Below are 12,503 nucleotides of genomic sequence, written 5' to 3'. Positions count from 1 at the left end.
GCGCGCCCGGTGGTTCGCAGCAGTGGCTGACAGCAGCTACCCGATACCCTGGGAACTGATCTTGTTCGAGCCGGGAACGACTACCTCCGGCGGGGTTCATCAACGCAGGCCACGGGATTGTGTCGGTCGGCCACCAACAGGAATCCCACTTCGGTGGGGTTCCTGTGCGTGGTGGACACGCGGGCCGACGGGGGAGCCCCGGCCACGAGTCCGGAGGCTCGTGACCGGGACTCCCGCGCCGTCAGCCGGAGGAGACTTCCACCGTCGCCGGTCCGGTCATCTGCACGGGCTCCGTGCCGGGAGAGCTGTGCCGTGCCGCCCAGTTCTCCAGTGCCGTGCGGCAGGCGTGGTCCAGGTGGTGCAGGCCGGAGAGGTCCAGTTCGACGGGCCGGTCCTGGGGCAGTTCCTCCAGGCTGTCGAGGATCTTCGGCAGCCGCAGGAAGGTCGCGTTCCCCGACAGGTACGCCTGGACGGGGCCCGCTCCCTTGTCGATGACCTCCAGGTTGATCTGCGAGGCGTCCCAGGCCGTCTTGGCCACGGAGAGCGCCAGTCCGATCAGGACGCCCTCGAACATGTTCACCGTGACGATGGCCACCGCCGTCGCCACCAGGATGAAGGCCTCCCCCCGGTGGGTGCGCCACAGTGCCACGACGGTGCGCAGCGGAATCAGCTTCCAGCCCGCGTGGACGAGGATCCCGGCCAGGGCCGGCAGCGGGATGAGCCCGAGTGCCGACGGCAGGAGCGCCGCGAAGAGCAGCAGCCACACACCGTGCAGGACCCGTGATGCCTTCGTCTTCGCTCCCGCCTGGACGTTGGCGGAGCTGCGTACGATGACCGCGGTCATCGGCAGCGCGCCCAGCAGCCCGCACACGGTGTTACCGGTGCCCTGGGCCATCAGTTCCTTGTCGTACTGCGTGCGCGGCCCGTCGTGGAGCCGGTCCACGGCCGCCGCACTGAACAGGCTCTCGGCGGAGGCGATCAGAGTGAAGGCCAGCACCGTCCCGATCACACTCACACTCGCGAGCCGGCCGAGCGTGTCCAGCCCCGGGAGCTGGACGGCACCGAGAAGGCCTTGTACCTCGACCACGGCGACCGGCAGGCTGAACGCGGACGAGACGAGCGTGGCCAGGGCGACCGCGGCGAGTGCACCCGGTACCGCCCTCACCCGCTCGGGCATGCGCCTCCACAGGACCATCACCGCGACGGTGCCGGCGCCGATCGCCAGCGACGTGAGTGCCTCGGTGTCGACGGAGGCTTCCACGAGAGCCCCGGGAAGCCCTGCGATCTTGCCCAGGCCCGATGCCGGGGCCTCCATACCCGCTGCCGCGTAGAGCTGGCCCGCGATGAGCACCAGCCCGATGCCGGCGAGCATGCCCTCGACGACCGAGACCGAGATGGCCCGGAACCAGCGCCCCAGCTTCAGTGCGCCCATGGCGAGCTGGAGCAGCCCGGCGGCCAGCACGATCACTCCGAGCGCGGCTATGCCGAAGGTCTGGACGGCTTCGAAGACCAGCACGGTCAGTCCGGCGGCGGGCCCGGACACCTGGAGACTGCTGCCACGCATGACGCCCGTGACGAGACCGCCCACGATGCCGGTGATCAGCCCGAGCTCCGCCGGTACGCCGGAGGCCACGGCGACGCCCACGCACAGGGGCAACGCGACGAGGAAGACGACGATCGAGGCGGTGAAGTCCTGCCGCAGATGAGGAAACCTGGTTCGGTGGTCCATGGCCGCCCTCACAGCGCCTGGAAGGTGTCGGAGGCCACGTCGTGCGTCAGCACGGTTCCCGTGTGCACCTCGTAGAACCAGCCGTGCAGCCGCAGTTGTCCCCCGGCCAGGCCCTTGTCGACGGACGGATAGGAGCGCAGCCTCAGCAACTGTGTCAGCACGTGGTTCTTCACGGCCTCGGCCACGGCCGGGTCCCCCACCGCCCCTTCAGGGCGGGGGGTCGAGTGCGCGAGCCAGTCGCGCACGGCGGGCACGGCGGTCAGGTCGTCACCGCGGACCAACGCGCCGACGGCGCCGCAGTGCGAGTGGCCACAGACGATGATGTCCGAGACCCCGAGCACCTCCACCGCGTACTCCACGGTGGCTGCCTCACTCGTGGGCTGTTCGGACGCGTACGGGGGGACGATGTTGCCTGCGGTCCTCAGTTCGAAGAGTTCACCGGGGCGGGCACCGGTGATGAGGGCGGGGACGACCCGGGAGTCCGAGCAGGTGATGAACAGGACCTGCGGGGCCTGGCCTCGGGCCAGTCGGGCGAACTCCTCAGGACGCTCCGTGGACCGCTCGCGGAAGGATCGGGCGTGATCGATGAGGGGTTGCATGTCGTTGTTCCTCCTGGCGCGCAGTCGAGAGCGCGTCGGCGTACGTACGAGATGGGGGGGGGGGTTGGCGAGCACGGCGGCATGACCGCACGGCGCCGCTCCTACGTGCGGAGGGTGCGGGCGAGGTCTGTGCGGGCCGCCGACGTGCTCAGCAGCGGAACACCTGTAGTACGGCGGGGGAGTGTACGGCCGAGGATCTCGGCCCCAGGTGCGTGCGGGCCGGTGTGAGGGAGGCCTCGGCCGGGGGACGGTCCGCGGTGTCACCTGTCACGAGGCAGCGCGAGAGTGGCTCGAGGACGGACTGGGCCGAAGCGCGGTGCCGGTCGCGGGTGCGCAGGGAGCCGTTCGGATCCCCGTCGTCGTTCGGGAGACCGCACGGGGCGTACTCCAGCCCGGTCCGTGTCGCGTCGTGGTCACGGAGGTCGAGGGTGTGCGCAGCCGGAGTGGCGCGGGAGGGCGCCTCGGCGCCGTGGGCGGACGCGGTGGGTGCGGCGGTGCCCTGGAATTGCGCGGCCAGGAGAATTACAGCCAGGACGGAGAGAACGATCCGGACCGTCGCATCTCGCACGTCCCGCCTCCCCTCCCGCATATCGTCCACCTGTGCCGTAGACGCTAACAGGAAGAAATACCTGACCGGTTAACTACATGTGAAGAGTGAGGGAGTCGCGTACAGGAAAGGTGAAAGCATTCGCGCCGAAAACATAATGAACGAAAGGGCACTCATCGGCACGTCCCCGTGTAGCGGGCCTCGGAGGCGTTCGGAATGACGCCGGGACGGCCAGGTCACGTCAGGTGCTCATGTGCCCCTGCCCTCACTTCCGTTCGTCCGGTCCCGCTGTCCGAATAGGTGTGGCCGAAATGAGTGCGCACGCGTCTCGGTGGGAACTCGGCACGCTGAAGGGAGGGATGGGCCGGTATTGGGACGAGTGTTTGCGAGGGTGGGCCGCTCGGGACGCCGGGAACGTCCGTCGCCGATTCCGAAGAGGCCAAGGGTGGTTTTCGGAAAGTGGCAGCACTCTTTTCGGACACGCTTAATGGTCTGCCGCGGTACCTATTCGGGCCGATGGCCTTGATTGCTCGTGGGGCGAGCGACCCGAAGGCGGATCCTCGACTCCGGCGAGTGGGGGTTCCCAGGCGGCCCGGCCGCTCATGGGTGCATGACGATCTTTCCCACGTGCCTCCTGCGGGCGAGCTCCTCCTGCGCCTGGGCGGCCTGGTCCAGGGGGAACGTCGCGGCCACGACGGGCCGGATCTCGGCCTTGCGGGCCAGGTCCATGAGGAGGGCGAAGTGTGTGGGCGTGTGCATCGCGGAGCCGATCACCTGTGCGTTGTGCAGGTAGAGACGGCGGACGTCGAAGGTGACGTCGTACCCGCCGAGTGCGCCGGCGACGACCCATCGGCCGCCTTCGCGCAGGAGCGGCAGCCCGTCACCCACCAGGTCCCCGGCGACGACGTCGAGGGCGACGTCGACGCCCTCCGGGGCGGCGGCGTGGACCTGTTCGACGACATCTCGCGAGCGGTCGACGACCTCGTGTGCGCCCGCCTCGCGCACGGCGTCGATCTTGGATCCGCTGCTGACGGCGAGTACCCTCGCGCCGCGCGCACGGGCGATCTGGATCAGCGCGATGCCCACGCCGCCGGACGCTCCCGAGATCAGGACGGTCTCGCCCTCCTTCAGCCGGCCCCGCTCGATCATGCCCAGCGCCGTGCCGTAGGCGGTCGGCAGCGTGGCGAGTTGATCGTCCGTGAGGGGGGACCCGGTCACGTCGTGCACCCGCTCCGCCGGTGCGGTCACGTACTCGGCGTAGCCACCGTCGCGTTCGCTGCCCATCAAGCCGATCGGGTTCGCGTCCGGCTCCCCGGATGCGTAGATCGCCGGGTCGACGACCACTCGGCGACCGACGAGGCTCTCGTCCACGTCGGCGCCGACTGCCGCGACGCGGCCCGCCACGTCGGCACCCTGGATGCGCGGGAAGGCGATCGGGCCGCGCCAGCCCGACAGGGCCTCCGGGTCGCCCGGGCGACCGTAGGCGCCCTCCCGGGTCCACAGGTCGGTGTTGTTCAGTGCCACCGCGGTGACCTGGACCAGTACCTCTCCCGGCTGCGGTGCGGGCACGGCCACCTCGGTCAGCTCGAGAACCTCCGGCCCTCCGTGCTCCGCGATCCGTACCGCGCGCATGGTCTCGGACATGCTCCTCACCTGAACTCCCTCCTGGGTATACTGATCTGTGAACACCTCCACCGTACACCGATCTGTGAAGAGGCGCCCGATGCGGGAAGCGCAGTCCATGTCACCGGCCGGCCGCCGTATCGTGGCGGCCGCCGAGGAGCTGTTCTACGACCGGGGCATCACCGCGGTCGGCGTGGATCTGATCGCTGAGCACTCCGGCGTGACCAAGCGGACCCTGTACAACCAGTTCGGTTCGAAGGACCACCTCGTGGCGGCGTACCTCGACGAGCGGGACCGGCGCTGGCGGTCACTCGTCCTCGCTGCCGTCGGCGCCTGTGGCGATCCCGTCGAGACCGTCACCGCCCCTTTCGACGCCCTGCGGATCTGGAGCGAGAGCAACACCCGCGGATGTGCGTTCATCAACGCGCTGGCCGAACTCCCGGACCCTGCGCACCCCGCGTACCGCATCGCCGCCGGCCAGAAGCTCTGGCTGCTGGACCTGTTCGAGGAACTCGCCACCGCGGCGGGCTGCCCGAACCCTGCCCTTCTCGCCGCGCGGCTCCTCACGCTGCACGAGGGCGCCCTCGCCACGCAGCCCCTCCCGCTCGACACCCTCTCCGTGAGCATCGACCTGGCGCGCGCCCTGGTCCGAGCCGGTGCACCGGGCCCCGACGAGGCCGCGACGGGAGACGGGCCCGACGTCCGTGCCACCGACACCGCGTGACCTCCGACAGTGCACACCCGCCGGCAGTCGTCGCCGACTCCGCCGGCCCGCTCGCGCCATGCGGGGAAGTCGCAGTGCTGCGGCGGTGACAAGTTCCTGCCGGGAACCCGACAGGAAATTCCGAATCGGACGCCCGTCAACGTCCCACTTACCAAGCCGTGTTGGCGCTGTCCGTCGATTCGGCTCTGCGGGCCGGCTCGCGTTCGTCTGTCAGCGCAGGCGGCAGGGGCGAGGGCCCACCCGTCGCGGTGCAGGTCTCCTTGCCCTTGATCACGCCGCAAGCCCGCGCGGATGCCGGGTAGGGCGCTTCGACCATGGGCGAGTAGGTGTCGTTCTCGTAGGTCACCGAGCGCTGGTTGTGCACGCCCTGGGGTCCTTCCACCCTGGCGGTGTCACCGACCTCGGCGTCGGTGATCCGGGACCAGGCGGCTCGGCACCGCGGGCTGTAGCGCAATTCGATGTAGGTACGGTCCGACCAGGCGGCGGCGGCGGTCCACGCGCCGATGTGGCACTCCAGGCGCTGCGAGTCCTTGTCCCGGCACTCGTACTCGGTGCACAGGGCGTTTCTCCCCGCACTCTGCCGGTTCTGCCCCTCCGCGTCGTCCCCGCCGAAGATCCAGCCACCGAGCAGCACGCCGGCGAACAGCGCCGTGAGCGCGGAGGCGGTAGACACGAGCGTCGTGTTCATCCGGGACGTACGTCTTGGTCGAACCGGTGGGTGGGGTACGGCGGGCGCCGATTCCCCCGACTGCAAATCGGCGCCCCCGGTCCTTTCCGGAGTGGTCTCAGAGGTCTCCTCAGCCCGGTGTGTGCCGTCATCCTGTAATCCCTCACGAGGTAACTCGTGTGCGGCGGTTGTCTGTCGGGCTTCGGCGCCCCGGCCTCTGGCTTCCTCCCACAGACGGAGGAGGGGGAGTGAGGCCACGCCGACAGCCGCTGCGAACTCCGTGAGCGCGGCCCTTGGTGGCAGCGTCTTGCCATTGAGGTATCGCTCCCATGAAGACCGGCTGTAGGAGGTGCGCTCGGCCAGGCCGTTGAGGGTCAGACCGCTTCGTGCGCGCAGGAAGCGCAACTGCTCCGCGACCGCACCGTGATTCTTACGCTGCAGCTCGTCCACCTTGAGCCTTTCTGTCAGAGAGCGAGGCATCTCGCGTTCGGAGAGGGGCGGGACAGGGAATCCCAATCTTTCTCGGAACGGTCTGGCACCGGCAACAGTGCCTGCGACACCGGGAAGAGCGCTTCCCGGGACGTCCCACCCGCGAGCGGGACGCTTCCGGATGCCGATACGCGGTCATAGCTTTTGGCGTGCCGCCGGTGCGGCAAGCCGGGCAGTCGCTTCGGCAGCCGTACCGGTCTGTGGCCTTCCATGCATGGGCGCACCCGGTACGGATCGCAGAGAATGCGGGGCGGCCCGCTTCCGGAGGTCCCGATGGTCGCCCAGGCCACGCGCCCACGTCCCGAATCCGTGCAGACGAACAATGGAGATGACATGAGGACCACGAAGACGATCCACACCTGCCTTCTGACGCTCGCGGCGGCCTCCATGGCCACCGTCGGCACCGTGTCGACAGCTGCCGCCATGCCGGCCGCAGCACCGTCGGCGGTCACGACGCAGGTCGAGGCCGCTGCGGCCTGTGACTACCCCTACGTCTGCCTCTTCAAGAGCGGCAAGAAGATCGGCCAGTTCAAGGACGTCACCAGTTCCTACCAGAATCTGCCCTCCCGGCCCTCCGGTCCGAACCTCGTCGTGGCCAACACCCGCAAGGACGACGTGGTCCACATCCGCAGGAGCAGCGGCGGCGTCACCTGCCTCGCGCCCAACAGGGCGATCACCTTCAACAGCGGCGTGACACTGACCGGTATCCGCATCTCGAGTGCCTCCAGCTGCGGCTGAGCAAGCACAGTGATGACTGCGCCGGGCCGTGGCTCTCGGATGTCCACGCCGCCGACCCGGCTCGGCGCGGTCTGTGGGACGGACATGCGTCCCGCTGTTCCGGCTCCGACGGCTCCCTGCCCTGGCGCATGAGCCCCACCCTTCGCCGTCACTCGACAGGCCTGGACATGAACCCCCGCTTCGAACTGGCTGGCCGCGGCGACGGCAGGCTTCCCGGCCCCTGCACCCCAAGGAGCCCCACTGCCCCGCCAGCGAGTGGCTGGGTAGCATCGGCCTGAGGTCTCCAGGTCCGGCCATCCTGCCCTCCCTGCTCCGCGGGTCTTTGAGGTCGCCGAACACCTCCTCGAACTCGTCGACGATCTGCTTGCGCTCGGCGGCGGAAAGCCGCGCCAACCGGTTCATCAGTGCTGTCTCCTCAGGGGGCGAGTCCCGTTTCGCCACGGTGGACAGGGCGGCCCGGCTCACCTTGAGCGCGCGGATCTGCGCTACGAGCGCGGCCACGTGCACCTCGGCGGCCTCGGCGACCGTGGTGCGGGACGTCTCCCACAGCACGCGTGAGCTGATCGCCGAGCGCGGGTGGCTGACGGTGTTCCTGCGCCCGCCCACTCACCTGACCTCACCATGGTCGGAGTGGGTCCGGGCGCACATCGGACGCAGCCCGGCACCGCCTACCGGGCCGTTGTGAACGCCTTCGACTCGCACTCCGGCCGGCAAGCCCGCTCGGTCACGATCAGGTCTCGGACGCGACGTAGGGGCTTGTTTTCGGCCGTGTAATCGATTCCAATCACTCATGTAATCGATTCCACGGCTTGTTCCGCTGGTTTCGAGGCTCACGGAACCACAAGGAGGTGGTCCGGACATGGCGAGCATCAAGGATGTCGCGGCCCAGGCAGGAGTCTCTGTCGCCACGGTCTCCCGCGTCCTCAACAGCCATCCGTCCGTCAGTCCGGACGCACGCGGACGCGTCCTCGCCGCTGTCGACGCCCTCGGCTATCGGCCCAACGCCCTGGCCCGCTCGCTGCGCACCGACCAGACGCGCACGCTCGGCCTCGTCATCAGCGACGTACTCAATCCGTACTTCACCGCGCTGGCCCGCTCCGTGGAGGAGGAGGCCCGCGCGCTCGGCTACAGCGTGATCATCGGCAACGCCGACGAGCGGCCCGAGCAGCAGGACCACCACGTCCGTACGCTCCTGGACCGCAGGATCGACGGGCTGCTGGTCTCGCCCGCCGACGGAGAGTCCCCGCTGCTGCTGGACGTCGCACGCACCGGTACGCCGATGGTCTTCGTCGACCGCTGGATCCCCGGGGTGGACATCCCCGTCGTGCGGGCGGACGGCCACGGGGCCATCCAGGAACTGGTCGCCCATCTCCACGCACTCGGTCACCGACGGCTCGCCATCATCGCCGGCCCCGCGGCCACCACCACGGGCAACGAACGCGTCGAGGCGTTCCGGGAAGCGATGCGCGCCCACGGGCTCGCCCTGCCGGACTCCTACATCGGACAGGGGGACTTCCAGGCAGACAGCGGGCGGCGCGCCACCGAGCACTTCCTGTCGCTCCCCGACCCGCCCGAGATCGTGTTCGCCGCCGACAACCTCATGGCGCTCGGTGCCCTGGACGCCATCCGCGCCCGTGGCCTGCGCGTCCCCGAGGACATCGGCGTCGCGGCCTTCGACGACATCCCGTGGTTCGTCCACACCGGCCCGCCGATCACCGCGATCGCCCAGCCGACCGGCGAGCTCGGCCGTGCCGCGGTACGCGCGCTGGTCGACATCGTCGAAGGCCGCCCCCCGCAGTCCGTCACCCTGCCCGCCACCCTCGTCGTACGCAGCTCCTGCGGCGAGCGCACCTCCAGCCCCGGGAGCAACCTGTGAGCGAAACAGTGGAGTTGCTGCGCATCGAAGGCGTACGCAAGACCTTCCCCGGTGTCGTCGCGCTGGACAGCGTCGACTTCGACCTGCGCAGCGGTGAAGTGCACGTCCTGCTCGGTGAGAACGGTGCCGGCAAGAGCACCCTCATCAAGATGCTCTCCGGCGCCTACCGCCCGGACAGCGGCCGGATCTTCGCCGGTGGCCAGGAGGTGCGCATCCACGGCGCGCAGGACGCCGAGAAGCTCAAGATCGCCACGATCTACCAGGAGTTCAACCTGGTGCCCGACCTGACGGTCGCCGAGAACATCTTCCTCGGCAGGCAGCCACGCCGCTTCGGGATGATCGACCGGCGACGCATGGAGGCGGACGCCGAGGTGCTGCTGCGCCGCGTCGGTCTGCACGTATCACCCAGGGCCCGAGTCGGTGAACTGGGCATCGCGCGGCTCCAGATGGTCGAGATCGCGAAGGCGCTCAGTCTCGACGCGCGCGTCCTGATCATGGACGAGCCGACGGCCGTCCTCACCTCCGAGGAGGTCGACAAGCTCTTCGCGATCGTGCGCCGGCTGCGCGCCGACGGCGTCGGCATCGTCTTCATCACCCACCACCTCGACGAGATCGCCGCCCTCGGTGACCGCGTCACCGTGCTGCGTGACGGCCGCAGCATCGACCAGGTGCCCGCTTCGACGCCCGAGGCGGAACTCGTCCAGCTGATGGTGGGCCGCAGCATCGACCAGCAGTACCCGCGTGAACGCCCGGAAACGGGACCGTCGTTGCTCTCCGTCCGCGGACTCACCCGCGACGGGGTGTTCCACGACATCAGCTTCGACGTGAAGGCCGGCGAGGTCGTCGGTCTCGCCGGGCTCGTCGGGGCGGGCCGCACCGAGGTGGCCCGCGCGGTCTTCGGCGCAGACCCCTACGACACCGGCACCGTCGAGGTACGCGGCGAGCGTCTGGGCAAGCACGACGTCACCGCCGCCATGGGCGCCGGTATCGGGCTCGTACCGGAGGACCGCAAGGGTCAGGGCCTCGTGCTCGACGCCTCGGTGCAGGAGAACCTCGGCCTGGTCACCCTCCGCTCGGCGACCCGCGCCGGACTCGTCGACGTGAAGGGGCAGCGCACCGCCGCCGCGCGCATCGCCGAGCAGCTCGGCGTACGGATGGCGGGCCTCGGCCAGCACGTCCGTACCCTCTCCGGCGGCAACCAGCAGAAGGTCGTCATCGGCAAGTGGCTCCTGGCCGACACCAGGGTGCTGATCCTCGACGAACCGACGCGCGGCATCGACGTCGGGGCCAAGGTCGAGATCTACCAGCTCATCAACGAGCTGACGGCCTCCGGACACGCCGTCCTGATGATCTCCAGCGACCTGCCCGAGGTCCTCGGCATGAGCGACCGGGTGCTGGTCATGGCCCAGGGGCGCATCGCCGGGGAACTCCCCGCCCACGAAGCGACCCAGGACGCCGTGATGGCGCTCGCCGTCAGCGCCGCCCCAGCGACAGAGCCCACCGAGCACACAGAGAACGCAGAGGAGAGCCCCCGTGGCCACTGACACGCATCCGAGCAAGACGGGCGCGGGCGGCGCCGGACACACCCTCCGCCGCCTCCTGCTCGACAACGGCGCACTCAGCGCGCTGGTCGTCCTCCTGGTGGCGATGTCGCTGCTCTCCGGCGACTTCCTCACCACCCAGAACCTCCTGAACGTCGGTGTCCAGGCCGCCGTCACCGCGATCCTCGCCTTCGGCGTCACCTTCGTCATCGTCTCGGCGGGCATCGACCTCTCCGTCGGCTCGGTCGCCGCGCTCTCCGCGACGGTCCTGGCCTGGACGGCGACCTCCGAAGGCGTCCCGGTCTGGCTCGCGGTCATCCTCGCCGTCGCCACCGGCATCGCCTGCGGCTTCGTCAGCGGTGCCCTCGTCGCCTACGGCAAGCTGCCCTCGTTCATCGCGACGCTGGCCATGCTCTCGGTGGCCCGTGGTCTCTCCCTGGTGATCTCCCAGGGCCGGCCGATCCCGTTCCCCGAGTCCGTCTCCGTGCTCGGCGACACGCTCGGCGGCTGGCTGCCCGTCCCGGTCCTCGTGATGATCGCGATGGGCCTGATAGCGGCCCTCGTCCTGGCCCGCACCTACATCGGCCGCTCGATGTACGCCATCGGCGGCAACGAGGAGGCGGCCCGGCTCTCCGGGCTGCGGGTCAAGAAGCAGAAGCTGGTCATCTACGCCTTGTCCGGTCTCTTCGCCGCCGTCGCCGGTATCGTGCTCGCCTCCCGTCTGGTCTCCGCGCAGCCGCAGGCGGCGCAGGGGTACGAACTCGACGCGATCGCCGCGGTCGTCATCGGCGGCGCCAGCCTCGCGGGCGGCGTCGGCAAGGCATCCGGCACCCTGATCGGCGCGCTCATCCTCGCGGTGCTGCGCAACGGCCTCAACCTGCTGTCGGTGTCCGCGTTCTGGCAGCAGGTCGTCATCGGTGTGGTCATCGCCCTCGCGGTGCTGCTGGACACGCTGCGCCGCAAGGCCGGCTCCGGTGCCGCGTCCGCAGGCGGTGCGTCCGCCGTGCCCGGAGGGCCGGGGAAGAGCCGGAAGGGAGCGATGCAGGTCGGCATCGCCGTGGTCTGCCTGGCCGCCGTCATCGCCGCCGTGACCTTCCTCAAGTCCGGTTCCTCCGGCACCACCACCAAGGTGGGCATGTCGCTCTCCACGCTGAACAACCCGTTCTTCGTCCAGATGAAGGAAGGCGCGCAGCAGGAGGCCGAGAAGGCCGGGGTCGACCTCACCGTCACCGACGCCCAGAACGACGCCTCGCAACAGGCCAACCAGCTGGAGAACTTCACCAGTTCCGGGGTGGACTCCGTGATCGTCAACCCGGTGGACTCCGATGCCGTCGGCCCCGGCGTCCGCGGCGCCAACAAGGCCGACATCCCGGTCGTCGCCGCGGATCGCGGTGTCAACAAGGCGGAGACCGCGACCCTCGTCGCCTCCGACAACGTCGCAGGCGGCAGGCTTGCCGCGAAGACCCTCGCCGACCGGCTCGGCGGCAGGGGCAGCATCATCGTGCTGCAGGGCACGGCGGGCACCTCCGCCAGCCGCGAGCGCGGTGCGGGCTTCGCCGCGGGCATCAAGGCGTACCCGGACATCAAGATCGTGGCGGCCCAGCCGGCCGACTTCGACCGCACCAAGGGACTGGACGTCATGACCAACCTGCTCCAGTCCCACCCGGGCATCACCGGCGTCTTCGCCGAGAACGACGAGATGGCGCTAGGCGCCGTGAAGGCACTGGGCAGCAAGGCCGGCACGTCCGTCTCGGTCGTCGGCTTCGACGGAACCCCCGACGGCCTGACGGCGGTCGAGGCGGGCACCCTGTACGCGTCCGTGGCGCAGCAGCCCAAGGAGCTGGGCAAGATCGCCGTGCGGAACGCGGTCCGGGCGGCCGACGGTGAGAAGGTCGACAGCATGGTGAAGGTGCCGGTCAAGGTCGTCACCCGGCAGAACGTCGACGACTTCTCCTGAGGGCTCCTCCTGA

10 protein-coding genes are annotated in these 12,503 nt (G+C 69.7%); 5 read left to right on the top strand and 5 right to left on the bottom strand.

Annotation, left to right across the window (positions count from 1 at the left end):
- Positions 1–241 precede the first annotated feature (241 nt).
- The 4 genes from ABT001_RS26570 to ABT001_RS26555 form a co-directional block, all read right to left on the bottom strand.
- Complete coding sequence (locus ABT001_RS26570) at positions 242–1,729, bottom strand: SulP family inorganic anion transporter (protein ID WP_351282233.1); 1,488 nt, start codon at positions 1,727–1,729, stop codon at positions 242–244.
- An 8-nt stretch (positions 1,730–1,737) separates the two neighbouring features.
- Complete coding sequence (locus tag ABT001_RS26565; RefSeq protein ID WP_351282231.1) at positions 1,738–2,328, bottom strand: carbonic anhydrase; 591 nt, start codon at positions 2,326–2,328, stop codon at positions 1,738–1,740.
- 148 nt (positions 2,329–2,476) lie between these two features.
- On the bottom strand, positions 2,477–2,896 hold the full coding sequence (locus ABT001_RS26560) for a hypothetical protein (RefSeq protein WP_351282229.1): 420 nt from the start codon (positions 2,894–2,896) through the stop codon (positions 2,477–2,479).
- Between the two features lie 579 nt (positions 2,897–3,475).
- Positions 3,476–4,519 (bottom strand): zinc-binding dehydrogenase, encoded by a 1,044-nt coding sequence (locus tag ABT001_RS26555; protein ID WP_351282227.1) that lies wholly within the window; start codon positions 4,517–4,519, stop codon positions 3,476–3,478.
- A 97-nt stretch (positions 4,520–4,616) separates the two neighbouring features.
- On the opposite strand from ABT001_RS26555, the gene ABT001_RS26550 reads away from it, so the two are divergent.
- Entirely contained in the window at positions 4,617–5,222 is a 606-nt protein-coding gene (locus ABT001_RS26550; protein WP_502967528.1) for a TetR/AcrR family transcriptional regulator, read from the top strand.
- 148 nt (positions 5,223–5,370) lie between these two features.
- Here ABT001_RS26550 and ABT001_RS36130 read toward each other — a convergent pair whose 3' ends face one another.
- On the bottom strand, positions 5,371–6,369 hold the full coding sequence (locus tag ABT001_RS36130) for a helix-turn-helix domain-containing protein (protein WP_502967525.1): 999 nt from the start codon (positions 6,367–6,369) through the stop codon (positions 5,371–5,373).
- A 342-nt stretch (positions 6,370–6,711) separates the two neighbouring features.
- On the opposite strand from ABT001_RS36130, the gene ABT001_RS26535 reads away from it, so the two are divergent.
- From ABT001_RS26535 to ABT001_RS26515, 4 genes are all read left to right on the top strand, one after another.
- Complete coding sequence (locus ABT001_RS26535; protein ID WP_351282221.1) at positions 6,712–7,116, top strand: hypothetical protein; 405 nt, start codon at positions 6,712–6,714, stop codon at positions 7,114–7,116.
- A gap of 859 nt (positions 7,117–7,975) precedes the next feature.
- Positions 7,976–8,992 (top strand): LacI family DNA-binding transcriptional regulator, encoded by a 1,017-nt coding sequence (locus ABT001_RS26525; protein ID WP_351282219.1) that lies wholly within the window; start codon positions 7,976–7,978, stop codon positions 8,990–8,992.
- Positions 8,989–10,536 (top strand): sugar ABC transporter ATP-binding protein, encoded by a 1,548-nt coding sequence (locus ABT001_RS26520; protein WP_351282216.1) that lies wholly within the window; start codon positions 8,989–8,991, stop codon positions 10,534–10,536. The genes ABT001_RS26525 and ABT001_RS26520 overlap by 4 nt, the downstream gene beginning before the upstream one ends.
- On the top strand, positions 10,526–12,490 hold the full coding sequence (locus ABT001_RS26515) for an ABC transporter permease/substrate-binding protein (protein ID WP_351282213.1): 1,965 nt from the start codon (positions 10,526–10,528) through the stop codon (positions 12,488–12,490). Before ABT001_RS26520 ends, ABT001_RS26515 begins: the two co-directional genes overlap by 11 nt.
- Positions 12,491–12,503 lie beyond the last annotated feature (13 nt).

This window comes from Streptomyces sp. NPDC002793 (genome assembly GCF_040295485.1).
Taxonomy (GTDB): domain Bacteria; phylum Actinomycetota; class Actinomycetes; order Streptomycetales; family Streptomycetaceae; genus Streptomyces.
This window is presented reverse-complemented; position numbering and strand designations above follow the sequence as displayed.

Bases quoted from the DNA above. Each gene is read 5' to 3' on its own strand.
- ABT001_RS26570 (WP_351282233.1), bottom strand. From the start codon at position 1,729: ATGGACCACCGAACCAGGTTTCCTCATCTGCGGCAGGACTTCACCGCC.
- ABT001_RS26565 (WP_351282231.1), bottom strand. From the start codon at position 2,328: ATGCAACCCCTCATCGATCACGCCCGATCCTTCCGCGAGCGGTCCACG.
- ABT001_RS26555 (WP_351282227.1), bottom strand. From the start codon at position 4,519: ATGTCCGAGACCATGCGCGCGGTACGGATCGCGGAGCACGGAGGGCCG.
- ABT001_RS26550 (WP_502967528.1), top strand. From the start codon at position 4,617: ATGTCACCGGCCGGCCGCCGTATCGTGGCGGCCGCCGAGGAGCTGTTC.
- ABT001_RS36130 (WP_502967525.1), bottom strand. From the start codon at position 6,369: ATGCCTCGCTCTCTGACAGAAAGGCTCAAGGTGGACGAGCTGCAGCGT.
- ABT001_RS26535 (WP_351282221.1), top strand. From the start codon at position 6,712: ATGAGGACCACGAAGACGATCCACACCTGCCTTCTGACGCTCGCGGCG.
- ABT001_RS26525 (WP_351282219.1), top strand. From the start codon at position 7,976: ATGGCGAGCATCAAGGATGTCGCGGCCCAGGCAGGAGTCTCTGTCGCC.